The sequence below is a fragment of the Acinetobacter sp. RF15B genome (assembly GCF_007558235.1).
Lineage (GTDB): Bacteria > Pseudomonadota > Gammaproteobacteria > Pseudomonadales > Moraxellaceae > Acinetobacter > Acinetobacter lwoffii_C.
This window is the reverse complement of the sequence record NZ_VLSR01000023.1, coordinates 12,991-39,832: the sequence shown is the minus strand read 5'-3', so window position 1 is coordinate 39,832 and position 26,842 is coordinate 12,991. Positions and strand designations below refer to the sequence as shown.

Sequence of the window (26,842 nt, the reverse complement as noted above, 5' to 3'; positions counted from 1 at the left end):
GTCGAGCGCACCCTGTTCATGATCGACTGGATTCTGGATGCCGAACTCCAACGGCGTGCCCAGATCGGGCTCAACAAAGGCGAAGCTCATCATGCGCTGAAGCGGGCAATCAGCTTCCACCGCCGCGGTGAAATCCGCGACCGTTCCGCCGAAGGCCAGCATTACCGCATCGCCGGCATGAATCTGCTCGCCGCCATCATCATCTTCTGGAACACCATGAAGCTCGGCGAGGTCGTTGCAAACCAGAAACGCGATGGAAAGCTGCTATCGCCCGATCTCTTGGCCCATGTTTCGCCGCTCGGATGGGAACACATCAATCTCACCGGAGAATATCGCTGGCCAAAGCCTTAGCGTAGGATTCCGCCCCCTCCCGCAAACGACCCCATTTCCACCAGCTCATCATAAGTCAGTTCAAACTTATCCTCACTATCAAATACATAGACCATATTCTTGCCTTCATGTTCAGGTGGAGTAGGTGGTACAAATCGTTTCGGGATAAGAATTTGTGCGAGTTGTTCGTCAGTTAATTTAAATAAGTGCATGTTTTTATCCTACTCTTGGTAAGTCAGACCATTTGGTTAAATACGAAGGTGATCTAAGGTTTTGATTCATGTGCCATGTGGCTTCTTTATTGTTGGCAATGCCTAGCGTGACGAGATTCTTCCCAAACCGTTCACTGATGGCTTCGATGGCATCTGAAAGCCTTTCTCGCTCTTGCTTATGTGAATAGTCCGTGAATAGATCGGGCACAAACTTGGATTGATCTGTAATTTCGAGCAGCACGATTCCCGCCTTTTTATACTTAAAGCCTGTCCCGTCCTGAAATAAGTTTACACCTTAAGAGACTTATTTTATGGAACATGCACGAGAACAACGAGTTAAACGTACACAACGTGACTATAGCTTTGCCTTTAAAATGATGGTGGTACATGAAGTAGAAAAAGGGCAAATTACTTATAAGCAAGCTCAGGCAAAATATGGTATTCAAGGAAGATCAACTGTGCTGGTATGGTTACGCAAGCACGGACAACAGGACTGGACTTCGAATATGCCGACTTCTTCTAAACGCCAATTGACACCCCAACAACGAATCCGCCAATTAGAAAAGCAGTTAGCCGCAGAAAAGCTTAAAACTGAATTTATTCAGGATGTGATTTATCACATTGATAAAGAATGTGGGACTGATCTTGGAAAAAAGTATACCGAGCACGTTTCAAAGATTGGCAAAGCCAAAGAAGACTAAGCGTTTCACGTTATTGTCAGTGGTTAGGAATCACTCGACAAGCTTATTATCAAGCAGAAAAACGTGCTCAAATGACTGCACAAGTAACAGAACAAATACTCGAGTTGGTTATGGAGTATCGCTGTCTCATGCCAAGTATCGGAACACGTAAGCTGTATTGGCTTATTAAAGGCAAATTGTTGCAGCGTGGTTTAAAGTGTGGACGGGATCAGTTATTTAAAATATTGAAAGAAAATAATTTATTGATTCGCCCCAAGCGTCGTTATACAAAAACTACGGATAGCAAGCATTGGATGAAGAAGCATCCAAATTTATTAAAGGATTATTCAGCGGTGCAAGCCAATGAAGTCTTTGTCAGTGATATTACCTATGTTGAGAGTGCTGAAGGCGTACATTATTTATCCTTAGTGACAGATGCTTATACCCGCCAGATTAAAGGTTATAAGTTATCGAATGATATGCGTGCAGAGAATGTTGTGCAGGCACTACATATGGCGATGCAGCATGTGACAGATCGGGCAGCCAGGATGATTCACCATTCAGACAGAGGCTCTCAGTATTGCTCTGAACTATATCAATCGGCATTACGCCATTATGGGGTATGTCCTTCTATGACAGATGGAGGAGACTGTTACCAGAATGCATTAGCAGAGCGGATTAATGGAATATTAAAGCAGGAGTTTTTAACTACACGATGTCAAACCATGAAGGAGTTAGATCACTTAATTGCGGAATCTATCATGATTTATAATTGCTATAGACCACATTTAAGTTTAAATATGAACACCCCGAATCAGACGTATGAGCAAACTAAAACCGAGCTAATTGCTTAACTCGGTTTGAAGTGGAATACTGTCAATCTATTTCAGGACAAGACAGCCTTTCTTAAATATCTGATCGATGCCTTTCATCGCGGCCTTGGTGATGAGCAGTAGATCATCCGTATGCTCATGCATTTGAACGACGATGTAAGGCGAGTAGCGCTCTGTCTTATCAAAGCGACCGGTTTGGATATACACGCCGATCATCTTGCAGATTGAGCCATCTTCCCGCATTCGTTTCACGGCTCTGGCCACATAAAGCCGAACCGAAGCTTTAATGTCATCCATTTCATACACTGGGTTGCCATATGAACGGCTGCTGATGATTTGCTTCTTCGCTACAGTATCATCACTAAGGTCAATACAAGAAAGGCCCTGTAGCTCAAGCACCGTCTTTTCCATCACGATACTAAACTGCTTTTTGATTTCTTTAGGATTGGCATTGATCAGATCCAGCACAGATTGAACACCCATAGTATTGAGCTTCTTACAGTTCTGTCTGCCTACGCCCCAAACCTCAGACACATCAACCTGCGCGAGTAGCGTTTCTGTAGAGCATGGGTCCATATGGGCCAGATTACAGACCCCATTGAAGAACTTGTTTTTCTTGGCGAGATGATTGGCAATCTTGGCTTCGGTTTTAGAGCGACCAATTCCAATACAGCAGGGTAGGCCTAACCAACGCCAAGCCTTAGCCCTCATGTCTTGAGCATATACAGTCAGGTCAAATAGATGCTCGTAAGCTGTGAGCTTCAGAAAGCATTCATCAATGGAATAGACCTTGTATCTTGGAGCTTGTAGTGATTAGCTTCCACTATATGCAAATTGTAGAGTTTGTAATAGACCTAAGACTTTTAGTCTGTGAAAGAGATAAAACCTACAATTTGCCCTAACCACTTGCACAACTCTGGACGGTAACTAAGCACTTTGATGCTGTATTCACAAGAAAAGACGGTGGTTATGCTAAAACAATAATTGGATAAATAAAGCAGGTAAAGATTATGTTTTATCTTGGTATTGATGTTGCTAAAGCTAAAATTGATTGCTGTTTAATTTTAGAAAATTCTGCAAGTAAAAAGAAAACCAAAACTTTTTCAAATACACCAAAAGGTTTTGAGCAACTTCAAACCTGGCTAAAGCAGCATGCTGCAACTTCTACGCAGACCATTATCTTAATGGAAGCCACATCTATTTATCATGAACTGAACCGTACCGGGTTTGTCGGAGACTTTTTTATTTAAGTTAGGCCACCTGACCTAACGGGTTAATCTTATCATAGTACATTGCTTCAAACTCAAAAGGCGACTTGTAACCCAGTGCACTGTGTACACGCTTTTTATTGAACCAATCTACCCAGTTTAGTGTCGCAAGTTGTACATCTGCTAAACCTTGCCAATCTGCTTTTAAATATTCAATCACCTCTGTTTTGTATAAGCCATTCACCGTTTCAGCCAAAGCATTATCGTATGAATCACCAGTCGTACCGACTGATGCTCGTAAATTTGCTGCTTCTAAACGATTGGTATAGCGAATAGAAAGATATTGAACACCTCTATCGGAATGATGAATTACATTCTTTGGCTTACCTCGATCATGCAATGCTTGCTCCAGTGCATCAAGTACCATATCTGTATTCATCCGTGTAGATACTTTCCATCCAACAATTGCTCGTGAAAACACATCAATAATAAAGGCGGTATAGACCCAGCCTGAATGAGTTTGAATATACGTAAAGTCACCGACCCATAGTTGGTTTGGATGATCAGCACTAAAATTACGTTTCACTAAATCATCTGCCCGTTTTTGGTCATCTCGGCTACGGGTAGTTTGTTTATTCTTACCACGCCAAATACCTTGTATACCTAGCTTCTGCATCAATCGAGCAACTGTACAACGTGCAATCACATAGCCTTCACGTTTCAGTTGTTGCCAGACCTTACGCACACCGTATCGACCTGAACTTTCTTTCCAAATTCGCTTAATCTCCTCAGCATGATGCAAGTCATGTAAATCTCGTTTCGCTCGATGTTCTGGATTTACTGTGAGATCTAAAGTCCGGTAATAGGTTGAAGGTGCGATCGGTAAAATTCTACAAATCGCCTCGACTCCGTACAGCTCTTTATTATTATGGATAAAATCCACCATTATTTGTGTGGGCGGTCGAGCTCCGCCTGGGCGAAAAAAGCGGCTGCTTTACGTAGAATCTCATTGGCGCGTTGCAGTTCTTTATTTTCGCGTTCGAGTTGTTTGATACGTTCTTGGTCTGAAAGCTGCTGTACTTTAACTGGATTTTGTTTATCTAAATATTTTTGATACCAAACACGTAGTGTTTCAGGAGTACAACCTATCTTGGGAGCAATAGCGGTGATCGCAGCCCAATTCGATGGATAATCTTTTTCAGATTCAATTAGTAATTGAACCGCTCTTTCTCTGATTTCAGGGGTATATTTTAATTTTGTCATCGGGATAGTCTCTCAGAATATTGACTCTCCGACAAACCCGGTACGGTTCAAACTCTTGGCTAAATATTTATTTGATGCGGACTATCAAGTCTGTGTAACCAATCCTGCCAGAGCTCGATATTTTGCTCAGAGTATGTCTAAGCTAAATAAAACAGACAAGGTGGATAGTGAAGTTCTAGCTCGATTTGCGATGACTGCCGATCTACATTTTTGGCAACCTTTACCCCAACCTATTCAATTTCTGAATGCTTTGCTAGATAGAAGAGCTGTGCTTTGTGAAGATTTACAACGTGAAAAGAATCGTTTGGAAAAAGCAGAGTCTACCTTCACGATGGAACCTGTACTTCAGTCTATCCATAAGAGTATTAGGCAGTTAAACAAGCACATTCAGGGTATCGACCAGCAAATTGATGCTCATATCGATCAGAATCCTGATTTAAGAAATGATAAAGAACTGCTCAGCAGTATTCCAGCTATTGCAGATCGAACCAGTTTATTAATGCTCAGTTTCTTGCGCAGCCATACTTTTGAAAGCGCTAGTCAAGCGGCCGCCTTTGTTGGCTTGGTCCCCATTCAAAAGCAATCAGGTAGCTCCATTCATGGCAGAAGCCGTTTATCCAAAGCGGGCTCTTCCAAAATACGTGCCGGTTTATATATGGCAGCCATTGTCGCAACTCGGCATAATCCCCACATTAGAGGGATGAATGAAAGATTATTGGCCAATGGTAAAACCAAAATGATGGCGATTGGAGCTGCGATGAGGAAGTTGGTTCATCTTTGTTATGGTGTACTCAAACACCAACAACCTTATCAAGCGGATTATTGAGCATGAATTCTCAATAATTTGCTTGACGTTTCAGACGGTATCTCTTGATCTCCTGGTGCAACATAGTCCCCAAGCAGCTCCATAAAGCGCTTGGACATTTCGCCATATAAGGAGAAATTACTGGATAGCACCTGAATGTTATGTTGTTTGATTAGCTCTTTAATTTGGAATACAGGAACACCCATCTTGATGCCTAAGTCTTTCGCTTCCTGGCTTCTGGCCACGGCACAGCCGTCATTGTTGCTGAGCACAATGGTTGGGCGATCATTCAAGGCAGGATTAAACACACGCTCACACGAGACGTAGCAATTATTCACGTCGACTAACGCGAATATTTCATTTTCACTTTGCATGGTTATTCTTCTTTTTATGAGCGGTGATAAATACGCTTTAAATTAAAAGTCACCACACCCCAGATTGATATGGTCTGACTATCATCAGGAATGATGTGATTGTAATTCGAATTTTCAGCCTTCAACCAAAGTTCTGGAAGCGGATAATCTTCATCTCCAAATATTTCTTTGATTTCAGACTTGGACATCTTATTGGTGATCATCAGCCGCTTAATGGTCGAGGCATTGTCATCAATCAGGGCAACCACGATATCGTAATGCTTGGCTTCAATACTGCGATCAATAATGATTGGATCATTAATCTCTAGGCCAGCATCGAGCATGGATTCACTGTCTACATAGGCAATAAAAGTAGAAATAGGGTTGTGAATCAGGAACTCATTCAGATCGAGTGCTTTGTCTTGCTCATCCTTGGTGCTGAAGGCCGGACCTGCAGGAATACGCTCTAAAGAGACGGGAATAGATACTTTGGATTTGGGTAGGACAGCAGTAAGCCCTAATTTTTCAACAAGCTCATTTTGAACAGCGATTTGTTCAAGCACGGTGTTGATGGTAGGACTTGGTTTACCCTCTGGACCCATGAGCTCTTGTAAAGATGACCATGCGTCGTCAGAGAAGTAAATAGGCAACTTCTTAGACATGAGATACTCCTACGCTACGAGGCGTGTTTGGAAGTAGAATTTGTTTAAATAGGATATTACTAACAGCGTTTAAAATTCAAATTTAAAAAGTTGTGGATAAACAAGGATGCGTCAGAATAAGACGTTTTGTTTCTGCTCATCGCGTGGAAATGTGACGAATTCATCGGGCATTTGAAAGAAATATTCATGCGCATGTTCATGATCGGCTGTTAGCCAGTCTTTTCTGTACTGTTCTGGAATAACGATAATGGATCGCTTCTCATCCTTCGGTGCATGGAATTGTTTCATAAAAGGGTGATGGTCCGAATTGATGGTCAACATTGAAAAGGAACGTACCTTATTGCCATTAATCACTGCATCATCATAGATCCCTGCAACAGTAAAAGGCTGATCATCTTTACGCTTGATGGTGTACCAGTGTGGCTTGCCATTGATGTATTTCGGCTCATAAAATTCTTGTACTGGGACTAGGCAGAACTTGCTGTACTTCCAAGCATGTCGAAAGCTAGGCTTATCTGCTACAGACTCAGTTCTGGCGTTATAAGTATGACTGCTGAACTTCAATTCTTTCGCCCAGCTCGGTAGTAATCCAAACTTTGCAATATCAAGCTCTAAGTGATCTGAGCCGTTCAGAATGATTGGAGCATGATAGGAAGGGAATACATGATCCTTAAGCTCAAGATCAAACTGGCTTGTATCGACACCTAAGAGTGTCAAATTTCTTTTATTTGGAAATAGGTAATTTGAGCACATAGCCTGATCACATAACTAAAGAATTTATCTGAAATTGTATACGATGCTTTATGGAACACATGGGATTTATGGTGTCAGTTCAAGTAGGCTATATGAAAAAAGTCATGATGGGGCAAGTTACATTTTCAGTTAAAGTATGACTTATGGGATGCAAAACTACGTTGGGCGTGAAGTCATAAAAAAATTAATCAGGATTTTGCATAAATAGTGCGCCGTAAGGCGCATTATTTTTAAGGAAGGTTTGTATTACTCGACAATATATAACTTATGTTTTTTCTTCGGGGGCTCAACTTTAGCTAAAGCATCAAATGTTAATTGATTAAAATCTTCTTCAGAGATTCCAATTTCATCAAGCATTTTATTTTTATCAAAAGATGGTTGTGAGGCTAAAACAGAGATAATTTTGGGCAACATCAAACTCTCATCTCGATGAGTTTCTTCAGGTTCATTAATGTTGTAGCCCAACGAATTGATCTTTATAGAGTTACTACGATTAACCCAATCACTAACTAAGCCCAGCTTGTGAGCTTTATAGTTAATAGCCTTCAGGGATGTTCGCCAAATCTTTTTATACTCAATCATATTTTCTAGTGAAAAATAGCGTGGAGCAGTAGAAAGAAATGCATCTGTTGGCATTAAAAATTCAGATGAAAATTGATCCGCTTCAGTTTCGAGAACACGATTATCTTTCTCGACACGAATTTTTTTGTTATGCGTATGCATAACGGTATGACCAAGTTCGTGTGCACAATCGAAGCGGGCTCTTTCGGCAGACTTAAATGTATTTAGAAATATGAAAGGGCTACCACTTTCATCATCAAAAAAAGATAGTGCATCAATTTCTCGAATTTCAGTCGGTAATCTAAAGACACGGATTCCCTTTAGCTCACACAACGAAACAATGTTATTAATAGGTTGATTACCTAAAGCCCATAAACCTCTCAACTCTGACGCTAGGTGATCGGCATACTTAGATTCACCCAAAAACTCAGTAATATCTAAATCAGGACGGTGAAAAGTAGGTAACTTTACTTTCTGATTTAAGTACTTGTTAATATTTATTGCTAAAAGAGTATATGCCTCATTAGCTTTTCTATGCTGTGCTTTAATACGAGCAACCGATCTATAGAAGATTTGGTCTGTTTCATGTGGTTGTGTGTCATTACCTGCAAAGAATGACTTGGGTAAATTTAATACACGGCATATATCATCTTGATCATTTTCATTGATTTCTTTATCCACGTCTAAAAGTTGCTTTACCTTAGAGATAGAGCAACTCAATTTTTCTGCGAAATCGGTATTGCTAAGTCCTCGTAATTCTTTAGCAATACGTAAACGATCTTTATTAAACACATTAACCTCAGATTAAACTACAAGCTGAATATCAAAATCATCTGGTTTAATTTCATTAGATGGTTCCAATACTGGCTTAGGATCAGTTTTTACAGGAACTGTATTATCTATTTCAAATGCAATTCTGCAAGTATGGTCACTTGGTAAAATTGAAATTTTTTTCGCTTTTAAGTCCTGTACGAAGCTAGTTGGGTATGCAAATTCAAAAGGAATATTTGGGATATCAATGTCTTTATAGGCTGGATGTGATGCTGAAGGAAAGTATAAAATCCATGTTCTCAATTTTGTCTCATCATCATAAGCAGACTGATTCTCCTTAATATTATTTAATGTCATTAATCCTTTTTCACAGTGTGCTGATACAACTTGATCAGCTAACCCCAATGCAATATTCCCGCTCATAAAGATAATTTGTATTTTCTTTACTGTATTCTCAATTCTTGGCTGGCTGTCATTGTGGAATATCCAAGCAGGATCAGATTGTCGAAGCAGTAAAGCAATCTGTTCTCCAATTTTTCCCCATCGTGCAATAAAGCGTGCACGGTTATAGTGAGTATTTGTTCTATAGTCAGCATCACCGATCATAATTGCGTTTCTGACTAACTCGAGATCAGGTAATCCTAACTGTTTAGCTTTTTTGATAGCATTTTCACCTTTGAAAAAATCACATGGCGTGGGTTCAGAAGGTTGGATTGATTCTTCATCAAGGAGATTTAAATTCATCTTAAAAGTTATCCTAAAGTAGCGAATGTCTTTTTTATAACATCTTTTGATGTTTTAAAAAAGATATTTTTATAAATGTGTGCTATCTTCACTTACAACTTGATAATAAGAATTTTGGAGAAGAGACGTTGAGTAACTTATTCATTAATCATAAAAATTGTCCTGAATGCGGTGGCCGTATCAAAGGCTATTATTACTACTGTGGGCAGTGTGGTAGTCAAAATGTTGTAAACTGGAAGCACACGGGGATATTTTTGTTGATTGCTGGAAAGATTTTTCTGGTTGCTATGCTTTTTTTGCTAAAAAATTTTGTTCAAATCCATTTTTTTCACAAGTTTCATTGTGCTAATTTTTTAAATAATTCATAGAGGTTGATAGTAAAATGAAAGTTAAAGATTTAATTAAATAATTAGAAGAGTTTGATCTGGAATTAGATGTTTTAATTGCTAATGAAGAGAACAAAATCATTGGCATAAAAACCCTAGCCCGATTCTTTGAAATAAGCTATGTTTCTTTTGTTCATCCAGAGACACAAAGAAATGATATGGAAAGAAATGTTGAATTTACCTTTTTAGGAATGTCGACTAAAGACTCTAGAGTTATTGTTTTTATTGACGTTGTTCCATAATTTTCAAGTAGTCAAAATGAGTATACAATATTCATGTGATGCAAGAAGATACAACTGGATAGGATGGGCCCATAAGTATTTGAAGCTGCCTCGTGTATGATCATGGGGACTGTCCAAACAAACGGCTTTTGAGAGTGCTGCCTGATACGAAAAATAATATCCAAGAGATGCTAGCGGTAAATTTAGTGTAAAATTTAATGCTAGCCATCATTAAAACTTATTTAAAAATATGAAGTTATATCGCACAGATTGGAATATGTTTCCTAAAACGGTTATTGACCGTGGTCTTGGAGATGCAACCTCTCATTACATGTATGAAGCTGCTAAAGCAGGGGATGTTGAAAGTGCGTATATTTTAGCTAAAGATTTAGTTTCGGATGAGGCGATTGCTGAACTAGAAAGAATTATCGATGGTCGGGAAACTATTATAGTACCTGTACATGCTGAGGAAGCAGTCGGTCGTAATATGATTCCTTTAGCTACTTCAGCAGTTATAGCAAAGAAACTTGGGCTTGAAGTTGATACGAATATAGTTCAAGCTATAAAAGTATCAAGAACTGGCGGTGATGGGTGGCATAGATTAGCCAACCCACCAGCATTTGATGGGACAATAAACAATGATAAATGTGTTATTATTGTTGATGATACCCAGACCCAAGGTGGTACTTTTGCAGCATTAAAAGGTCATATTGAAACAACTGGGACGAATAAAGTTATTGGAGCATATGCACTGACGGGTAAACAATACTCATCACAATTAGCTCTAAGTAAAGAAACTCTTCAGCAATTGAGGGATGTATATGGTAATCTTGAAGCATGGTGGAAATCGATTTACGGGTACGATTTCGAAAGGCTCACAGAGTGGGAAGCAAAGTATATCCTCAACTCTCGTAAAACAGCTGACGAAGTCCGAGATAGAATCATTGCGTCAAAACAAACGTGATGCTTATGCACTTATGATGAAAATGAATTAATTATTATTTAATTAAGTTAAAAGACTGCTATATAGCGGTCTTTTTTGTTTTTGAGCTCTACAAATTTTAATGAGTACATATAGTTACTTTTATACAAATGATAATAAAGGGTAGAGGAGGTCATCTAAGAATTTAAAGCACAAGACTTATTTAACATTGATGACAGAAAAAGTGAGTTGTTGGGAACTTAAAGAAGAGGTGGTACTTATAATGGTTACTAAAATACAAATACTTAAAATATTAAATATATAAAACAATATATTACAAATATATATGATGCGTAGTGTACGCATCATATATATTTTCTTCTATTTTGATATAATGGATCTCGTCAATCCGCTGATAGGTTTCATTTAAATTTCATGAGTCTTACTGAAATTAAAGTTCGCCAAGCTCATTGCAAGGAAAAAACTTGTTTTTTATCCGATGAAGATGGACTTAGCCTGAAGATTGAGCCGACTGGAAGAAAATCTTGGTGCTATCGCTATACAGATCCACAAACAAAAAAACGTCGCCGCATTCAGTTGGGGCTTTATCCTGATTTATCGCTGAAAAAGGCACGACAAGTCAAAGATGACTTTAAAGACAATAATTATTGTTTTGAGCATGATACTGTCTCTAATGTCATCACCTTTCGTAAGGTAGGGGAGGAGTGGCTGCAGTTCAAACTGAAAAATGCATTTAATGATTCACCCCGCTGCGGTGTACTACAGTTAGCAGAAAGATGTTTACAGCAAGATATTTATCCAGACCTTCAGGATTTACCTTTTCAAAACATCAAGCGTTATGACCTGGTTTCAGTAATCAAAAAAATAGAGGGACGCCAAGTAAAAGAACCTGTCAAGAAAGCTTGTAGTTATTTGAACCAAATTTATGACTACGCTGTAGCGATGGGTTATTGTGAATTCAACATCGCGCATGGTTTAAATAAAATCGCCATTAACAGTAAAATCAAGAAGAATTATCCGTATTTGAAAGCGGAGGATATATCAGATTTTAAGAAAAATTTATTAAAATTGGATGCCCATCCGATTATTAAAAAAGCACTGCTGTTCAAATTACATACTGGCGTGCGAGGGGCTGAATTGTTATTGGCTGAGCCTCATCATTTTGATTTAAATGAAAAAATCTGGAAAATACCTGCCTTGCATATTAAACAGTTTCGACGAAAAGTCATATTAGGCCATGAGATTCCCGACTTCTTAGTTCCACTTTCAGATCAGGCTTTAGATATTTTAAAAGACGTCATGCAATGGTCATACGGTGAAAAGTACATTTTTGCTAGCCCACGGAAACATAATCAACCGATTCATTTTAATACATTAAATATGGCTATACGTAAGATGGGCTATGGAAAACATCAATTATCCTCTCATGGACTACGTTCCACTTTTAGTACCATTTTGAATGACTCAGGTTTGTTCCAGGATAACTGGATTGAGGCACAACTTTCACATATTGATAAGAACCGTACCCGTGCCAGCTATAATCACGCTGACTATTTAGCCCAGCGGACTGAAATGATGCAGTGGTGGGGTGATTATTTAAGTACTGCTAAGTGAAAATCGTACTTTTATACATAGACTTAAAACATTATGGGGTTTCAAATGGATAGTAAACAATATACTTGCCGTGTTACATGGTCAGCAGAATATAATGAGTATGTTGGGTTGTGTGCTGAGTTTCCATCATTGTCTTGGCTTGATGCGGATCAGTCTAAAGCATTCTCAGGAATAGAGGAGCTCGTTGCTGATGTTGTCGCTGATATGATTAGCAATAATGAAAAAGTTCCTACACCACTCTCCGGGAAAATATAGTAGGCAGTTTGTTGTCCTTGTTCTCAGTGGTTCAACAAAAACTAGCCCTCGAAGCCGCAGAACGTGGCGTGGACATAAATTGTTTAGTATCAGTAAAAAGAGCGATGTAATTTTAGTACGAGTGAGTGATAGAGCAGGAACCTATGCTTCATATATTCAGTAAATGGTATGTTTTTGAATTAATAGGTATTTTTAAATAAAGCTTTCTTTGATTTAGTGCTTTTTATTTAATAAATTAATTTTAAAAACAACTTAGGCTAATTGATAAACACTATCTGGAAAGATTAAAAGAAAATATTTTTTAATTTCTGCTAATTCATTTAAGGCAGGTTCCCTTTCAAGCAGTTGAAATGTCCAAATAAGTACAGCCTGATGATTATCATAGCAAGTATTTACTCCAAGAAAATTAGCCATTCCATAACTTCTATTGATGTTCATTTCTTTAATTAATTGATTTCCTAAGTCACGAGCTTGCTGGCTGATCAATAACTCATTTGGTAACACGGCGGTCATCTCCACAAAATAATCTAATGCAGGTTCAATCCTTATATTTAAAAAGTTATAATTTAGTTGAAATGGATAAAATATACTTTCTATAAGTTGTAATAACCTGCTGTAGGTTAATTTTAGCAAAGTATTACTCAGTCAACAACTTCAAATAACCCACAGCAAGTTATTTTTTGTAAATTAATTTAAATATGATTACTTGTAAGTTATCTAGCCTCATGGGCGATAGAAAAATTTTAAAATTAAGTGAAGTGGTGCATGCAACAGGTATCAATCGCAACACGCTCACAAGTATGTATTATGACCGTGCTGTACGTATTGAATTACCAGTCGCCGATAAGTTGTGTAAGTACTTTAACTGTACGATGAATGATTTGTTTGAGTTTAAGGAAGAAGTTGAAGAAAAAGATTAACTTAATACTTCGTTTGATAAGTTTTTCGAAGAAAAAGACTAGCCAATACTTAGTTTGATAAGTTTTTCTCTGCAGATCTAATATTGAATTTTATAAAATATCATTACAAACAGATACTAATTTCATTACTTCTAAAATGAAATCAATCGAATGGTAGAGTTTTTTTGCTATTTGCATTTTAAGGTGGGATTTTGAGGCCTTGTTGCGCAAACCTACCGATAAGGTCTTATACAGCAATAGCCTACACCTAAATTTATCGTACACCGAATTGGTCATCCTACAATCATGCTTTGATCAATCATGGTAATTTTACAATTTGGTTTGATACTAAGATTCAATGATATTCGCAGTCACAAGGAAAACATGGTCGAAATCAAACTTATTCTGACATAGCCATTCAGTGCTATCTCATGATTAAATCCTTATTTCGTCTTTCTGTATGCATGGTGACTGGCTTTGTCCAAAGCTTGATTAAACTTTGCGGATTAGATTGGACAGCTCTGGATTATTCAACCATTCGCAGAAGACAAAAGCATATTGATATTCAAATTAGCTATGAAAAGAGTTGCAATGGACTGCATCTACTCGTTGATTCCACGGATTTGAAGTTCTTAGGTGAAGGTGAATGGAAACGTAAAAAGCATTAGCCGAAATATCGTCGCCAATGGCGTAAACTTCATATTGGTATAGATACTAAAACCCTGCTAGGTAGAACACTATGGAAAAAATGGTCAGGCTATCATCGCCGAAGTTTGGTCGAAACAAAGATGCACTGCATCAAATTATTAGGCGATAAATTAATGGCAAGAAGCTTTCCTAGTCAGATGAGTGAAATTCATGCTCGCGTAGCAGTCCTCAACAGATTTATGGAATTAGGCCGACCTAATACCCGAGTTGTAACTTAAATTTGAGTTGCTTAGGAAAACTCAATCTTTAAAGGCTTTATGCAACAAAGAACTTCGAAATTGATTTATGGATTATGAGCACCCTAAGGGCTTATAATTCAAAATATTTTCAATTATGGGGTGGTGAATTTTGGATAAGGTGAAAGCAAAAAAAATAGGGTAAGCGGATTAAATGGTTGATCTTACCTTTGCATGAGAGTGAGGCAAACCGGCATCTCATCGGATTATCTGGTTGGCACTCCAACCTACTGCTGATGCATGCTTCCCTCGCTAATTCCAGCAAGAACCCCACACGCCTTAACTTCCCGGTCATCGTTGCAACGCGCTCTTAGTGAAACGAGTTGTTTCTCAAGCGCCTGTAGAGCGGTTATCTGCGAGCGTACATGAGAGATGTGATCATCGAGCAAGGCATTGACAGCGGTACAGGACTGATGAGGGTCGTCCTGATAGCGCTTTAGTTCGTGAATTTCTGCCAGTGACAGATCCAGGATGCGGCAGCGACGAATAAAGGCCAGCCGCTCAACGTGTTTCTCGGTATAGACACGGTAACCGTTCTCCTGCCGACCAGGCGGCGGCAACAAGCCCTGCCGTTCGTAGAAGCGGATCGTCTGTGTATCTACCCCTACTGACTGTGCCAACTGACCAATACGCATCGGGTTCCTCCGCAACGGATTCTCTACGCTATTGACATTATAGCTACTATATAGTTTTAAATGAAAACCCGATCACATTCAAGTGGAGTCATATCATGAGTAAAAACTGCGGAGGCCCCTGTGGCGACCATGCAAGGCCTGCGGCGGATACCGATATGCAGGCCTCCTCCGATGCGTCGGGGGAATGGGTCAGTGTTTATGCCGTGCCGAAGATGGACTGTCCATCAGAAGAGCGCATGATTCGCCTGGCCCTGAACGGCGTTGAGGGGATTCGGGTACTGTCCTTCGACTTGTCGAACCGCCAGTTGAAGGTCGTGCATGACGGTGAGGTCGAGCCCGTCACCTCGAAACTGAAGACCTTGGGGCTAGGCGCCTCGCTTCAGGAAACCGTCGCTGCAAATCCGGAGACCATCAAGGCCGCCGAGTTTTCGGCAGCTTCTGCTAAGCAAGAATCCGGGACCCTGCGCTGGTTGCTCGGCATCAATGCACTTCTGTTCGTGGTGGAAATGACTGCCGGTCTGATCGCCCGGTCCACCGGCCTGATTGGAGAATCCCTGGACAATTTTGCCGATGCGGCGGTGTACGGGCTTGCCCTTTATGCGGTTGGACATAGCGTGAAAATGCAGGTACGTGCCGCGCATCTTGCTGGTGTACTGCAACTGATCTTGGCTGTGGGCGTACTCATAGAGGTGGTGAGACGCTTTGTATTCGGTAGTGAGCCTGAATCGCTGGTGATGATGGCTATCGCATTCGTCGCATTGATTGCCAATACCAGTTGTCTGCTGCTCATATCCAAACATCGGGAGGGCGGGGCGCACATGAAGGCAAGCTGGATATTCTCGGCCAACGACGTGGTGATCAACCTGGGGGTCATCACCGCCGGCGCTCTGGTCGCGTGGACCGGGTCCAATTATCCGGATCTGATTATCGGCACCATCGCGGGGGTAATTGTACTTAACGGTGCTAGACGCATTCTGGCGCTCAAGGATTAAGCAATGTCCATTTTTGGCAAACATCTGTCACCGTACGCTATGTTGTCCATATCGGGCCTGCTGGCAGCGTCTGATCAGGCCGTAAAATGGCTGGTGCAACAATCAATGGCATATGGCGAGTCTATTTCAGTGACCTCATTCTTTAACTGGGTACACGTATGGAATACCGGTGCCGCATTCAGTCTTTTTGCGAATGGTGGAGGCTGGCAGCGCTACTTTTTTATCGGAATCGCGGTAGTGGTCTCGATTTTTCTGATCAAGCTGATCCTTGAAAATCGTCATAAAGGAGAAGCCATCGCTTACAGTCTTATCCTCGGTGGCGCCATGGGCAACCTGATTGACCGGGTCTTTCGCGGCTATGTTGTGGATTCCTTTGATTTCTATTGGCGAGACTGGCATTGGCCGGCCTTCAACCTGGCTGATATTGCAATTGTCCTCGGTGCCTTACTTTTAGTTTCCAGCAGCTTGTTGGGTAAAAAAGCAAACACCAATGCTGAGTCGGATGGATCTGACTGACACCTACGCCTTGAACCGTACCGGGTTTGTCGGAGACTTTTTATTTAAGTTAGGCCACCTGACCTAACGGATTAATCTTATCATAGTAGATTGCTTCAAACTCAAAAGGTGATACATAACCCAGTGCACTATGTACACGTTCTTTATTGAACCAATCTACCCAGTTTAGTGTCGCAAGTTGTACATCTGCTAAACCTTGCCAATCTGCTTTTAAATATTCAATCACCTCTGTTTTGTATAAGCCATTCACCGTTTCAGCCAAAGCATTATCGTATGAATCACCAGTCGTACCGACTGATGCTCGTAAATTTGCTGCTTCTAAACGATTGGTATAACGAATGGAAAGATATTGCACACCTCTGTCGGAATGATGAATCACATTCTTTGGCATGCCTCGGTCATGCAATGCTTGCTCCAATGCATCGAGCACCATGTCTGTATTCATACGTGTTGATACTTTCCATCCAACAATTGCTCGTGAGAACACATCAATAATAAAGGCGGTATAGACCCAACCTGAATTGGTTTGAATATACGGGTGAGTTTTAGCTAGTCATAATTCATAAAAAATATCGATTGTGTACTGTACTGTAATGTACTAAAATACGATACAGTACAGTACACAATAGGAAGTAAACCCATGGCAATCACTAAATCAGATGTGGCAAAAGCCATCGAATCCCTTGCAGCACAAGGCTCAAACCCAACTAACGATAATATCCTTGCGGTTCTTGGTAGCGGCTCAAAGACCACTATCAACAAATACCGCAAAGAGATCCTTGAAGAGCAACTGGCGGCAGCCGTTACTACGGCAAAAACTCTGAAAGATGCGGAACTTGTTACCGTGTCACAAGTCATTGCAACCCTATTGCAAGAACGGATTGATGCAGTACAAGGCGGATATGCGGAAACAGTGCAACAACTGGAAAAGCAGCTTGCAGATACCACAGAAAAACTGGAACAGGTGCAAATCAAACTTGATGAACAGGTCAAACAAACTGATGACACCACCGACAAGCTGAAAGTCGCTCTTGCTAGTACAGATAAGGCAAAAGAAGACTACAACGCCTTGCAAGCCAAATATGAACAGCTACTCGAAAAATCAGGCTCGATCAAATATGTGGAATCACAACTCACTAATGCAAATGCACGGATAGCTGAATTAGAAAAACAGATTACAATGTAAAAAGACAAGTAACTGACGCTATGAATATCACTGATATTCGGGGCTGCTCAACCACAGAGTTTAATCAGACTTTGCACAAAGCCAGTGACCATACGTAAAGACCTACGGAATAATGATTTAATCATTAAGCAGCATTGGATAGCTGCGTCGGAGTATGTTTGATTTCGCCCTTGTTTGCCTTTTTATGGAGCATACCATTGCGTAGCAGGATCAAACCAAATGGCAATATTTCCGCGACTCATGAGTGCTCGATTATATGCGGGCCAATTGGTTGTGCGGTAGATTTTGTGTGTAGGCTTCTTCATTTGAAAATTATATCGCTGAAAAAGCCTTTACAGATAGGTGTGTGCAACAAAGCCTCTGATAATTAATAAAGCGCCATTTGGCGCTTTATTCATCCTAGCCCTTCAATATTGCAAAATGCGATAATTTGTTTATACTTGATTTATAGCAAAATGCGATAAAATGTTATGCATGTGATCACCCACGCTAGAATTATAGAAGCAATGCACAAGTGGCCACAGGCTGAAACGGCATTAGATGGTTGGTATCGAACCATAAAGGCAAACGATCCGAAAGATTTTGCTGAGATGAAACAGCTCTTTCCAGCTGTCGATAAAGTTGGAAAGTTCCATGTATTCGATATTGGCGGGAACAAGATCCGACTTATTGCCGTCGTGATGTATCAAGCAAAACGTGTGTATATTCGTCATGTCTTGTCCCATAAAGAATATGACAAAGGTCATTGGAAGGAAGGTTAGTATGAACGCGATGATTAAACAGGCCGTAGACCACTGGCACTACGTTGCACCATTGCTCAGCAAGCCAGAAAATGAAGACGACTTTCATACACTTGTTGAAGCTTTAGATGAACTTTTAGATACCGTTGGTGATGACGAATCTAATCCTTTAATGGGGCTTATTTATCAGCTTGGTGATTTGGTTTCTGATTATGAAAATGAGCATCTTCCTATGCCTAAAGGGGATGGTCGTGCTGCTTTGGCTTTTTTGATGGAGCAACATGGTTTAGGTCAGTCTGACTTAGCAGAAGTTGCAACCCAATCTGTGATTTCTGAGATTTTAAGTGGTAAACGCCAACTGAATATTCGTCATATTAAGGCATTGTCTGAGCGGTTTAATGTATCGGCAGATACGTTTTTCTAAAAGATAGGGCGCCGTGAGCCGCTCTATTAGTAATCAATTTGAATTTCTTGTTAGTCTTGATATTTCAATTTAGCTTTGTTGCACAAACTGAACCGTACCGGGTTTGTCGGAGACCAACTTTCTTGAGAGAATGTTCCAATGACAAAACCAAAATATACCCCTGAAATCAGAGAAAGAGCGGTTCAATTATTGATTGAATCTGAAAAAGATTATCCTTCTACTTGGGCTGCAATCACAGCTATTGCACCTGAGCAGCATGCTGCGCAAGGGTTGTACTCCTGAAACATTGCGTGTTTGGTATTTAAAGCATATGGATCAACTAAATCCTGCCAAAGTACAACAGATATCTGACCAAGAAAAAATGAAGCAAATGGAACGTGAAATTAAAGAATTAAAACGTGCCAATGAAATTCTACGTAAAGCAGCCGCTTTTTTCGCCCAGGCGGAGCTCGACCGCCCACACAAATAATGGTGGATTTTATCCAGAACAATAAAGATCGATATGGTGTTGAAGCGATTTGTAGAATTTTACCGATTGCAGCTTCGACCTATTATCGGGCTTTAGATCTCGTTGATAACCCAGAACATCGAGCGAAACGTGTTCAGCATGATTTACATCATGCAGAGCAAATCAAACGTATTTGGAAAGAAAGTTTAGGTCGATATGGTGTGCGTAAGGTCTGGCAACCGTTATACCAATCGTTATCCAGATAGCGGCTTAAAGCTGGCCAACGCTTCAGAGTGTAATTGATCGCCTTGGCGGTTGGAGAACTCGATGGCACAGTCAGTTGATGTTGGTTGAGCCATTCATACAGTTGTTGCATCACCGGTTGACTATGCTGTTGTCGGTATTCGCGGCGCTGTTCTGCTGTACCATCGGTCTTTTTCCTGAGTTCTGCTTCTATGGCATACAGTTTCTGAATCAGCACTAATGCCTGTTCAGCGACCTGACTTTTTTTGGTCACATGCAGTTCATGGAATTTACGACGCGCATGCGCCATGCAGCCCACCTCAATGACCTGACCTGATTTAAAGCGTGCTTTATAACCGCTGTAATCATCACAGACCAGATGGCCCTGCCAGTCTTTCAGGAACGCTTCAGCATGCTGACCTGAACGACTATCCTGAAAGTCATAGATCACGGCTTGAACTGGATTGTACTGTGTAGTGGCATAGGCCCAGACATAACCTTTCTTCGGTTTTTTATCATTCTCACCCATCCGCATGATGGTGACCGGCGTTTCATCGGCATGGATCACCCGCTGTTGCAGCACCACCTGTTTTAAGGCATTGGCCAGGGTGCTGAGTACACGTCCAAACTGGGTAATCTTGGTGTCTTTCTTGCTGCTTTGATTCACTCTAAAGACTGAATGTTTGTCGCTGTAAAACGCTAAAGGCTTACCGTGCTGTTCGACATATAAGCGTGTTGAAATCATATAGTCAAAGGTTGATTCTGACTCACAGAAGCGTAAATGCTGCAATTTTCCTGTAGCATCATCGATAAACACCAGCAGACAGCATTTAGCAGCGCGTCCTTCAAACCAGTCATGGTGTGAGCCATCAATTTGGATCAGTTCACCAAAGCAATCCCGGTTGTAACGAGGCTGATACGGTCGTTTCAGGCGCTTGGATCGAGGCATCCATAAGTCAGCTGCAATCATCCAAGAACGCAGGGTTTCTACTGAAAGATCGAATCCATGTACGGTGGTGAGCTTTTCATGCGCTAAAGTGGGTCCGAAACCATGGAGTTGGTCAGAAACAATATTGAGGCACTTGAGTTTGAGTTCTTCAGGAAGTTTAGAATTGCTGATTTGGCCACGACCGGCATGGGCTAATGCAGCTGGACCTTGGGCTTTGTATTTCTGCAGTAAGCGTCTGATCTGACGTTCTGAAATATGAAGTAGCTGAGCAGCCTGGGATTGAGTTATGCGTTGATCGCAGATTTCCTGCAAGACCGACAATCGTTTAAGTTCTTTATCCGACATAGACACCAACATATCAAACCGTCCGCTAAGGAAATTGCAAAAGTGCATATTCTAAAAGCGGACATTTTTACTTTGGAGAAACCGGACATTTCTATTTTGGAGTTACAAGTCCATTGCGTATAATAGTGATTATGTTAAATTAAGTACATAGTACTTTAAGTTGGCTTTGTTGCACAAACCTATCTGTAAAGGCTTTTTCAGCGATATAATTTGGCGGATTCAAGCGGCAAGTGCAACAGTATAAAAACCAGCCATAACTTCACTCGGTGTATACCAACCTAGTGTTTTTCTAGGACGATGGTTGAGTGCAAATTCTATCTGCTCTATTTGTTCGTTTGACACGTCATCAAACGATGATGATTTTGGCAGATATTGACGGATTAAACCATTCGTATTTTCATTTCTAGCTCGCTGAATAGACTTGTAAGGATCAGCAAAATACGTCTCTATGCCAACATCAGTAATTCTTTTGTGTTCGGAAAATTCTTTGCCATTATCAAATGTTACACTATAAGCATGGCTCATTTGTAAACGATCTAATGCACAAGTAATCGTTTGAGAGGATGCTCTCGTTGGCCCTAAATGAACAATATGTACATACAGGCTCTTTCGATCAACGAGAGTCAATAAAGCACCTTTATGATGTCTACCAATCACCGTGTCACCTTCGAAATCTCCTAAACGTTGTCGTTGATCAATGACCTGGTCTCGGCAGTGAATACTTGTTTTATCAATGATTTGACCCCTACGATCCGTGTTTTTGTAACCGCGTTTTCGATATTTCTTCTGATGCCTTAAGTGTAGATGAAGTTTACCGCCTTTTGATTTATCTTGATAAATGTACTGGTAAATCCACTCATGTGAAGGTACATCCAGCCAACCGCGTTGTGTTAAAGCACCTGAAATTTGTTCTGGTGACCAGTCCAAACCAATCAAATAATCAATATAAGCGAAGGCAAATGCTGTCATTGATGATGAAGGACGATACCGTCTTTGACTTGCAAATTTAGCTGCCTGTTGAGCTCTATATCCACGTTGCCCAGTATTTCTTTTTAATTCACGGTAGATGGTTGATCGTGAACGTCCTAACTCCCGAGCAAGGGAGGCGATTGAACTTTTACTTTTCAAAGTAGCATAAATTTCGTATCTTTCATCTTGAGAGAGTTGGGTGTATTTCTTCATTGTGTGCTTTCCAATTGCGAGTTGAAAAAGTCTAATGATTCTATGAATACACCTAACTTTTTCAACTGACTACAAATGTGTTGCACTTGGGATTTGAATCTGCGTTTTCAAATGAAGAAGCCTACACACAAAATCTACCGCACAACCAATTGGCCCGCATATAATCGAGCACTCATGAGTCGCGGAAATATTGCCATTTGGTTTGATCCTGCTACGCAATGGTATGCTCCATCAAAAGGCAAACAAGGGCGAAATCAAACCTACTCCGACGCAGCTATCCAATGCTGCTTAATGATTAAATCCTTATTCCGTCTATCTTTACGTATGGTCACTGGCTTTGTGCAAAGTCTGATTAAACTTTGTGGATTAAATTGGACCGCACCAGATTACAGTATGCTTTGTAGAAGACAAAAGCATATTGATATTGCAATCAGCTACCAAAAAAGTAGCGATGGGCTGCATCTACTCATAGACTCTACAGGCATGAAGTTTCTAGGTGAGGGCGAATGGAAACGCAAGAAACATGGACCTGAATATCGTCGCCAATGGCGTAAACTTCATATTGGTATAGATCAAAACCCTTCAAATACGCGCTATTCAACTCACTACAAATAATGTGAGTGATTCACAAGTACTTGGTGATTTACTCGATCAGATTCCTCAAGATGAGCAGATTGACTCTGTTTATACCGATGGAGCTTATGACACCAAGCAATGCCGTCAGGTCATTGCAGATCGGCAAGCACATGCGGTGATTCCACCTAGAAAAAATGCGAAACCATGGAAAGATACAAAGAGTAGCTCGCTAGCGCGAAATGAATTACTTCGAACAGTTAAACGTTTAGGCAGGACACTATGGAAAAAATGGTCAGGCTATCATCGCCGCAGTTTGGTGGAAACCAAGATGCATTGCATCAAATTATTAGGCGATAAATTAATGGCAAGAAGCTTTCCTAGTCAGGTGAATGAGATTCATGCACGTGTAGCAGTCCTCAACAGATTTACGGAATTAGGTCGACCAGTTACCCAAGTTACGCCTTAAATTTGGCTCAATTAGGGGCGCTTTGCATTTCAAATCTTTGTGCAACAAAGCCTTAACAGCCTAAAAATATTATCTAGCCCTATGCAAAGATATGCATAGGGTTATTACTTATTTAGAAATTAACGTAGTATCATTTTTTTTGGGAGTTTCAAAAGAGATTTTTTCAAAAATTATTAAACTAAAGATTAAGACTCCGATTAAGCCAATTAGTCCCATAATTAAGAAAGTTGCTCTAAATATCAAGCCATAAGTCAAAATTTTACTTAAATATTTTTTTCCCATATTAGCTCTAATAAGATTACTTTCTTCATTACAAAATATTCCAATATCAATTGAAGAATTTCTTTCTAATCTTTTAAAGACTTCTTCAGATTGTTTGATTAAAAAAGATGTTCTTTGATCTAGCTTCCAGAAAACAAATGCCGTAATACTTAAGAAAATGGATAAAAATATTCCTATGTAAGCAAAGGTACTTGAGGACTGAATGGAAACACCTATAGCGGTTCCTAATCCAGCAATGATAAAAAGAAAATAATTGAACATTGTTATTCTTTGGTTGGAATGTAATTCAAAGTACTTCCAGGCATGTTCAACAGCTTGTTCAGAATTAATCCTATTTGTCATATTAATATTACCCAATTGAAAACTATAAGTATCAACTAAAAAGTAAACATGTATTCATTACCAAAACCCTTTGAAATCTGCCCAACCCAACGCTCTATTTGATCTGCCTTCATTACCTTAAAATCCCGCCAGTTATACTTCATCTGCTTCCAAACCATCTCAATTCTATTCAGCTCAGGACTATACGCAGGTAGAAAATACAAAGTCGTTGAATACTCTTGTACAAGAAGCTTGCGCCAATCTACCATCTGTTTGCTGCGATGAATCGAGGCATTGTCAACAATCAACACCAAAGGAACTTGATAGCTGCGTTTCACCTGTGCTGCTACACCCATCAAATAGGCATAAAACCAGCGACTGTTAACGGACTCCTGTAGGCAACTGGTGATCAGATGACCCGTTGACAGGAGACAACCCATCACATTAACTCGCTTTAGTCTTACAGCATCAACCGCATGAACATCGCCTATCTTTGTCCATGCATAACGGTTATCTGGCGTAGCCGAAAATCCTGTTTCGTCGACATAGCCCAATACAATTTCACCACGTGCCGCTTGCTCACGTAATGCTTCAATTTGCTGTTGCGCTTGTCCAAATGCGGTCGGGTCTCTTTTTTTTCAAGCTGTGGCGGGTGCGTTTGAAGACCATGCCTGAATCTCGCAAAAACTTGCGAATAGTTTCAACAGACACGGACACACCGTGTTTTTCATGCAGTTTGACTCGGATTTGTTCTGCATTGAGTGGGCTTGTGTTGACCCACTCTAAGATTTGAGCCTGATAGTTTGATGTCAGTGTATTGGGACGGCCTGAGCGATGACCTTCTTGAATCGATTCAAACTGATGTAGCTCCCAATGTCGGCGTTGTAGCCTTATGGTTTCTGGGATACGCTCTTGTAACGCAGCAACTTCGGCAACAGTTTTACCTTCGGAAAGCCAGAGAATAGTTTGGGCACGTTGTCTTTCACGCCAATGTGCTGCATGCTTGGTCAGGAGAATTAGTTGTGCACGCTGTTCTAAGCTGAGTGGGACGGTAACAATCCGTGGCATGTGCAAACATCATTTAACCAAAAATGTCTTTTCGCATGTTTAGTTATTTTTGTCAACTTATGAATTATATAATTTATTCAATTGAATAAACTAATCTAAATAATTCTGCTTGATACTTTGCATCGTGCAAAGCATTATGATCTCCTTGTAAAGTAGGATGTACATATTTATCTATTGAACTTGACTTTGTATCGTACCAGCTACATTTTGTGGCTCCCATAAAAAGAGCTTTGATATCTATAGCTGATATACCAAAAGGATTTCTATTTAAATATTTTAGAAAATAAAAATTTATAAAAGACCAATCGAAAGGCGCATTAAGTCCTACAAATATAGGTCTAGAGTCCTCTGGTAAATACTTGAGTATCCAACTTTCAAATTGAGACATTGCTTCTATGGGGGGAATACCTTTCTTTCGTGCTTGGTCTAAAGTTATTCCTGACACTTTTAAAGCTTCTTCAATTGCTTGATCACTGATTGGTTGGAGCATTATTGTAAATTCTATATCAGGGTTATATACGAAACATGCTCCTATAGTCAGCATACTGTGTTCACCTACTATAGGACCTGCTGTTTCAATGTCTACAGAAATATAAACCTCTTTTTTATACATTCTTATGCTCCTTCCAATTAGAATTATGTTATCCAGCCATTATAGGTGAAGGCTTTAGCTTACTAAGAGCCTGATGGAAGTGTGAGATTGTTAATTCTGAATCAGGAAAAGCTAAAGAAACTGCCGTTGGATATAACCGTGTACGAATATCTGAATAAGTCCAACCTGGTTCTGCTCCGTGAGGAGCAGTTGCACTTACTAATTCGGCAATTTCATCTTCCGAAAAATCGATGTCAGACAAATCTTTAGTAAAAAGCTCATGTCGTTCTTCATTAGATGGGCGAACAAACTCTTCTACAATGGAAGCTCTACGCAAAACAGCTGCATCTAAAGCAGCTAATCGATTAGTACATAAAATTGCAAAGATACGGCCACCATGTTTTCTTAAATCATCTATTGCTTGAATTAAAGTATTCACACCAACTTTATCTTCATGATGACTATTTTCTTGACTTCGAGATGCTCCAAGCGAATCACCTTCATCAATAATAAGAAAAGCTCGACCATTTCCATGTCCAATAGACCGAGTGATTTCATCGAATGCTTGTGCAATGAGAGTACCCATTTCACCAACTTTACCAGTTCCTCTGACTTTATTACTAAGCTTAAATAGCAAAGCATCTTCTATTTTCGCATCACGAGCTAATCTATTAACAATTGCTTCAGCATTTGCAGTTTTTCCAGTACCTACATCACCATGAAAAATAGCTAAAGGATATTGATCGACAAGAAGATCAATAACCGCTAGTTTTTTCCCATGTTTTTGTTTACTCCATTGTTCTAACTCATCAGCCTGAAGCAAAAGTTGTACTTGTTTCTTAATACGGGAATATCTAGATTCAAAACCGAGTAATTTGTCAGCTAAATCATCAAATTGTTTAATTGGTAAATCTGTCTTAACTTCAAAAACTGTTGATTTACTCATGAGTAGTCGCTCCTATTAGCTCCATAACCATTACTGCTATAACCTCGCTCCCCTGATGCAGAAAGGCTACTGTGAGTGGTACTTTCTGTTGTTGAGACCCAAGTTATTTCCAATGGTAATTTGGAAGCTTTTTCTGATTCATTACGATATTTATCGGTATGTGACAATATAATTCTAATTCGTCCATCTGGTGTGTGGGGCCACATTACTCCGCCAGGTCTTTCAGTACCAGATGCACCTTCAGTTTGAAATATGTACTTAATAGCTCTAACTTCTGAACCATAGGAAGATATCAAAGTTACATCCACTTTAGATAAATATTCATTTTTTGCTAATAGTTCAATATCATGGGCATATTCTTTCGCTTTATCTTCAGTCATCGCTCTTGTGCTACTAGCGATCATAATTAAATCTGCTTTAATACTACGTACAACTTTTTCAACATCAGCTACAGTGTAAGTACTCGAATAAGTACTTGAGTATGATGAACTCAT

At 40.0% G+C, this 26,842-nt stretch carries 29 protein-coding genes, 8 pseudogenes and 2 other annotated features; of the genes and pseudogenes, 16 read left to right on the top strand and 21 right to left on the bottom strand.

All coding sequences use genetic code 11. The annotated features are described in order from the left end of the window. The coding region (locus E2K74_RS13065) for a Tn3 family transposase (protein WP_151208091.1) at nucleotides 1–351 on the top strand (351 nt) is incomplete at its 5' end. On the opposite strand, the gene E2K74_RS13060 is transcribed toward E2K74_RS13065, so the two are convergent. Both E2K74_RS13060 and E2K74_RS13055 read right to left on the bottom strand, forming a co-directional pair. Further along, nucleotides 348–542, bottom strand: coding sequence for a hypothetical protein (locus E2K74_RS13060; RefSeq protein ID WP_151208089.1), 195 nt, complete (start codon nucleotides 540–542; stop codon nucleotides 348–350). The two genes, E2K74_RS13065 and E2K74_RS13060, sit on opposite strands and share 4 nt — an antisense overlap. 4 nt (nucleotides 543–546) lie before the next feature. Further along, a pseudogene (locus E2K74_RS13055) lies at nucleotides 547–810 on the bottom strand (DUF4113 domain-containing protein); the annotation flags it as partial. Nucleotides 811–853: 43 nt separating this feature from the next. On the opposite strand from E2K74_RS13055, the gene E2K74_RS13050 reads away from it, so the two are divergent. After that, nucleotides 854–2,076 (top strand): IS3 family transposase gene (locus E2K74_RS13050; protein WP_104425744.1). Its coding sequence is split into 2 segments (ribosomal slippage): nucleotides 854–1,190 and nucleotides 1,190–2,076, totalling 1,224 coding nucleotides; the frame shifts between segments, so codons are not numbered across the junction. 45 nt (nucleotides 2,077–2,121) lie between these two features. On the opposite strand, the pseudogene E2K74_RS13045 reads toward E2K74_RS13050, so the two are convergent. Continuing rightward, nucleotides 2,122–2,847 (bottom strand): annotated as a pseudogene (locus E2K74_RS13045) (Y-family DNA polymerase); the annotation flags it as partial. Between the two features lie 218 nt (nucleotides 2,848–3,065). Here E2K74_RS13045 and E2K74_RS13040 point away from each other — a divergent pair. Further along, nucleotides 3,066–3,305, top strand: coding sequence for an IS110 family transposase (locus tag E2K74_RS13040; protein WP_227548038.1), 240 nt, complete (start codon nucleotides 3,066–3,068; stop codon nucleotides 3,303–3,305). Nucleotide 3,306: 1 nt separating this feature from the next. Here the strand turns inward: E2K74_RS13040 and E2K74_RS13035 are convergent. After that, a protein-coding gene (locus tag E2K74_RS13035; protein WP_151208087.1) for an IS3 family transposase occupies nucleotides 3,307–4,526 on the bottom strand; the annotation gives its coding sequence in 2 pieces (ribosomal slippage) (nucleotides 3,307–4,250 and nucleotides 4,250–4,526; 1,221 coding nt in all). After that, nucleotides 4,135–4,251 (bottom strand) — a sequence feature (AL1L pseudoknot). (Overlaps the previous gene by 117 nt.) Before the next feature lie 55 nt (nucleotides 4,527–4,581). Here E2K74_RS13035 and E2K74_RS13030 point away from each other — a divergent pair. Then, complete coding sequence (locus E2K74_RS13030; RefSeq protein WP_227548037.1) at nucleotides 4,582–5,352, top strand: IS110 family transposase; 771 nt, start codon at nucleotides 4,582–4,584, stop codon at nucleotides 5,350–5,352. Between the two features lie 32 nt (nucleotides 5,353–5,384). On the opposite strand, the pseudogene E2K74_RS13025 reads toward E2K74_RS13030, so the two are convergent. The 5 genes and pseudogenes from E2K74_RS13025 to E2K74_RS13005 form a co-directional block, all read right to left on the bottom strand. After that, nucleotides 5,385–5,705: pseudogene (locus E2K74_RS13025) on the bottom strand (Y-family DNA polymerase); the annotation flags it as partial. 14 nt (nucleotides 5,706–5,719) lie between these two features. Continuing rightward, the gene (locus tag E2K74_RS13020) at nucleotides 5,720–6,346 is read right to left on the bottom strand and encodes a LexA family protein (RefSeq protein ID WP_000038641.1); all 627 of its coding nucleotides are present in this window, start codon (nucleotides 6,344–6,346) and stop codon (nucleotides 5,720–5,722) included. 111 nt (nucleotides 6,347–6,457) lie between these two features. Further along, nucleotides 6,458–7,099, bottom strand: coding sequence for an SOS response-associated peptidase (locus E2K74_RS13015; protein ID WP_002046584.1), 642 nt, complete (start codon nucleotides 7,097–7,099; stop codon nucleotides 6,458–6,460). A gap of 246 nt (nucleotides 7,100–7,345) precedes the next feature. Continuing rightward, nucleotides 7,346–8,452, bottom strand: coding sequence for an ImmA/IrrE family metallo-endopeptidase (locus E2K74_RS13010; protein WP_150378256.1), 1,107 nt, complete (start codon nucleotides 8,450–8,452; stop codon nucleotides 7,346–7,348). 12 nt (nucleotides 8,453–8,464) lie between these two features. Next, nucleotides 8,465–9,175 carry a hypothetical protein gene (locus E2K74_RS13005; RefSeq protein ID WP_001052588.1) on the bottom strand — a complete coding sequence of 237 codons (711 nt, stop codon included), beginning with the start codon at nucleotides 9,173–9,175 and terminating at the stop codon, nucleotides 8,465–8,467. Between the two features lie 857 nt (nucleotides 9,176–10,032). Between E2K74_RS13005 and E2K74_RS12995 the strand changes: the two genes are divergently transcribed. The 3 genes from E2K74_RS12995 to E2K74_RS12985 all read left to right on the top strand — a co-directional run bounded on the left by E2K74_RS12995 (nucleotide 10,033) and on the right by E2K74_RS12985 (nucleotide 12,594). Continuing rightward, complete coding sequence (locus tag E2K74_RS12995; RefSeq protein ID WP_001986287.1) at nucleotides 10,033–10,746, top strand: phosphoribosyltransferase; 714 nt, start codon at nucleotides 10,033–10,035, stop codon at nucleotides 10,744–10,746. Between the two features lie 393 nt (nucleotides 10,747–11,139). Then, on the top strand, nucleotides 11,140–12,339 hold the full coding sequence (locus E2K74_RS12990; RefSeq protein WP_000059658.1) for a tyrosine-type recombinase/integrase: 1,200 nt from the start codon (nucleotides 11,140–11,142) through the stop codon (nucleotides 12,337–12,339). Between the two features lie 33 nt (nucleotides 12,340–12,372). Beyond that, entirely contained in the window at nucleotides 12,373–12,594 is a 222-nt protein-coding gene (locus tag E2K74_RS12985) for a hypothetical protein (RefSeq protein WP_001986288.1), read from the top strand. Between the two features lie 252 nt (nucleotides 12,595–12,846). On the opposite strand, the gene E2K74_RS12980 is transcribed toward E2K74_RS12985, so the two are convergent. Beyond that, complete coding sequence (locus E2K74_RS12980) at nucleotides 12,847–13,098, bottom strand: hypothetical protein (RefSeq protein WP_004658363.1); 252 nt, start codon at nucleotides 13,096–13,098, stop codon at nucleotides 12,847–12,849. Nucleotides 13,099–13,292: 194 nt separating this feature from the next. Between E2K74_RS12980 and E2K74_RS12975 the strand changes: the two genes are divergently transcribed. Both E2K74_RS12975 and E2K74_RS12970 read left to right on the top strand, forming a co-directional pair. Then, complete coding sequence (locus E2K74_RS12975) at nucleotides 13,293–13,514, top strand: helix-turn-helix domain-containing protein (RefSeq protein WP_004658364.1); 222 nt, start codon at nucleotides 13,293–13,295, stop codon at nucleotides 13,512–13,514. 251 nt (nucleotides 13,515–13,765) lie between these two features. Then, nucleotides 13,766–14,419, top strand: a pseudogene (locus E2K74_RS12970) (IS5 family transposase). A gap of 245 nt (nucleotides 14,420–14,664) precedes the next feature. Here E2K74_RS12970 and cadR read toward each other — a convergent pair. After that, nucleotides 14,665–15,072, bottom strand: a complete 408-nt coding sequence (gene cadR / locus E2K74_RS12965) for a Cd(II)/Pb(II)-responsive transcriptional regulator (protein WP_001219642.1) — start codon at nucleotides 15,070–15,072, stop codon at nucleotides 14,665–14,667. A gap of 95 nt (nucleotides 15,073–15,167) precedes the next feature. Between cadR and E2K74_RS12960 the strand changes: the two genes are divergently transcribed. Both E2K74_RS12960 and lspA read left to right on the top strand, forming a co-directional pair. Then, on the top strand, nucleotides 15,168–16,064 hold the full coding sequence (locus tag E2K74_RS12960) for a cation transporter (protein WP_150378257.1): 897 nt from the start codon (nucleotides 15,168–15,170) through the stop codon (nucleotides 16,062–16,064). Between the two features lie 3 nt (nucleotides 16,065–16,067). After that, nucleotides 16,068–16,580 (top strand): signal peptidase II, encoded by a 513-nt coding sequence (gene lspA / locus E2K74_RS12955; RefSeq protein WP_150378258.1) that lies wholly within the window; start codon nucleotides 16,068–16,070, stop codon nucleotides 16,578–16,580. A 49-nt stretch (nucleotides 16,581–16,629) separates the two neighbouring features. Here the strand turns inward: lspA and E2K74_RS12950 are convergent. Then, a pseudogene (locus E2K74_RS12950) lies at nucleotides 16,630–17,115 on the bottom strand (IS3 family transposase); the annotation flags it as partial. A gap of 105 nt (nucleotides 17,116–17,220) precedes the next feature. On the opposite strand from E2K74_RS12950, the gene E2K74_RS12945 reads away from it, so the two are divergent. Further along, complete coding sequence (locus tag E2K74_RS12945; RefSeq protein WP_127800924.1) at nucleotides 17,221–17,766, top strand: DNA-binding protein; 546 nt, start codon at nucleotides 17,221–17,223, stop codon at nucleotides 17,764–17,766. 50 nt (nucleotides 17,767–17,816) lie between these two features. Here E2K74_RS12945 and E2K74_RS12940 read toward each other — a convergent pair. Further along, nucleotides 17,817–18,071: pseudogene (locus E2K74_RS12940) on the bottom strand (transposase); the annotation flags it as partial. 165 nt (nucleotides 18,072–18,236) lie between these two features. Between E2K74_RS12940 and E2K74_RS12935 the strand changes: the two are divergent. The 3 genes and pseudogenes from E2K74_RS12935 to E2K74_RS12925 form a co-directional block, all read left to right on the top strand. Beyond that, nucleotides 18,237–18,527 (top strand): type II toxin-antitoxin system HigB family toxin, encoded by a 291-nt coding sequence (locus E2K74_RS12935; RefSeq protein WP_016165531.1) that lies wholly within the window; start codon nucleotides 18,237–18,239, stop codon nucleotides 18,525–18,527. 1 nt (nucleotide 18,528) lies between these two features. After that, a complete protein-coding gene (locus E2K74_RS12930; RefSeq protein ID WP_151208085.1) occupies nucleotides 18,529–18,930 on the top strand; it encodes a helix-turn-helix domain-containing protein in 402 nt (133 codons plus the stop codon). Between the two features lie 138 nt (nucleotides 18,931–19,068). Beyond that, a pseudogene (locus E2K74_RS12925) lies at nucleotides 19,069–19,623 on the top strand (IS3 family transposase); the annotation flags it as partial. Further along, nucleotides 19,357–19,473: a sequence feature (AL1L pseudoknot), on the top strand. Its footprint overlaps the pseudogene before it by 117 nt. Here the strand turns inward: E2K74_RS12925 and E2K74_RS14910 are convergent. Continuing rightward, complete coding sequence (locus tag E2K74_RS14910) at nucleotides 19,548–20,915, bottom strand: ISNCY family transposase (protein WP_225531283.1); 1,368 nt, start codon at nucleotides 20,913–20,915, stop codon at nucleotides 19,548–19,550. The pseudogene E2K74_RS12925 and the gene E2K74_RS14910 sit on opposite strands and share 76 nt — an antisense overlap. 219 nt (nucleotides 20,916–21,134) lie before the next feature. Next, entirely contained in the window at nucleotides 21,135–22,097 is a 963-nt protein-coding gene (locus tag E2K74_RS12910; protein ID WP_151208081.1) for an IS30 family transposase, read from the bottom strand. A gap of 111 nt (nucleotides 22,098–22,208) precedes the next feature. Here E2K74_RS12910 and E2K74_RS12905 point away from each other — a divergent pair. Continuing rightward, nucleotides 22,209–23,139: pseudogene (locus E2K74_RS12905) on the top strand (IS5 family transposase). Between the two features lie 108 nt (nucleotides 23,140–23,247). Here E2K74_RS12905 and E2K74_RS12900 read toward each other — a convergent pair. The 6 genes from E2K74_RS12900 to E2K74_RS12875 form a co-directional block, all read right to left on the bottom strand. Then, nucleotides 23,248–23,763: a hypothetical protein gene (locus E2K74_RS12900; protein WP_127798922.1), complete on the bottom strand. Its 516-nt coding sequence runs from the start codon at nucleotides 23,761–23,763 to the stop codon at nucleotides 23,248–23,250. Between the two features lie 35 nt (nucleotides 23,764–23,798). Next, on the bottom strand, nucleotides 23,799–24,338 hold the full coding sequence (locus E2K74_RS12895; RefSeq protein ID WP_126038012.1) for an IS630 family transposase: 540 nt from the start codon (nucleotides 24,336–24,338) through the stop codon (nucleotides 23,799–23,801). Further along, a complete protein-coding gene (locus E2K74_RS12890) occupies nucleotides 24,334–24,810 on the bottom strand; it encodes a helix-turn-helix domain-containing protein (RefSeq protein ID WP_005262470.1) in 477 nt (158 codons plus the stop codon). The genes E2K74_RS12895 and E2K74_RS12890 overlap by 5 nt, the downstream gene beginning before the upstream one ends. A 73-nt stretch (nucleotides 24,811–24,883) precedes the next feature. Beyond that, complete coding sequence (locus tag E2K74_RS12885; RefSeq protein ID WP_127798920.1) at nucleotides 24,884–25,423, bottom strand: 3'-5' exonuclease; 540 nt, start codon at nucleotides 25,421–25,423, stop codon at nucleotides 24,884–24,886. A 28-nt stretch (nucleotides 25,424–25,451) separates the two neighbouring features. Further along, on the bottom strand, nucleotides 25,452–26,348 hold the full coding sequence (locus E2K74_RS12880; protein ID WP_151208079.1) for an AAA family ATPase: 897 nt from the start codon (nucleotides 26,346–26,348) through the stop codon (nucleotides 25,452–25,454). Beyond that, nucleotides 26,345–26,842, bottom strand: coding sequence for a four-carbon acid sugar kinase family protein (locus E2K74_RS12875; protein WP_151208077.1), 498 nt, complete (start codon nucleotides 26,840–26,842; stop codon nucleotides 26,345–26,347). Before E2K74_RS12875 ends, E2K74_RS12880 begins: the two co-directional genes overlap by 4 nt.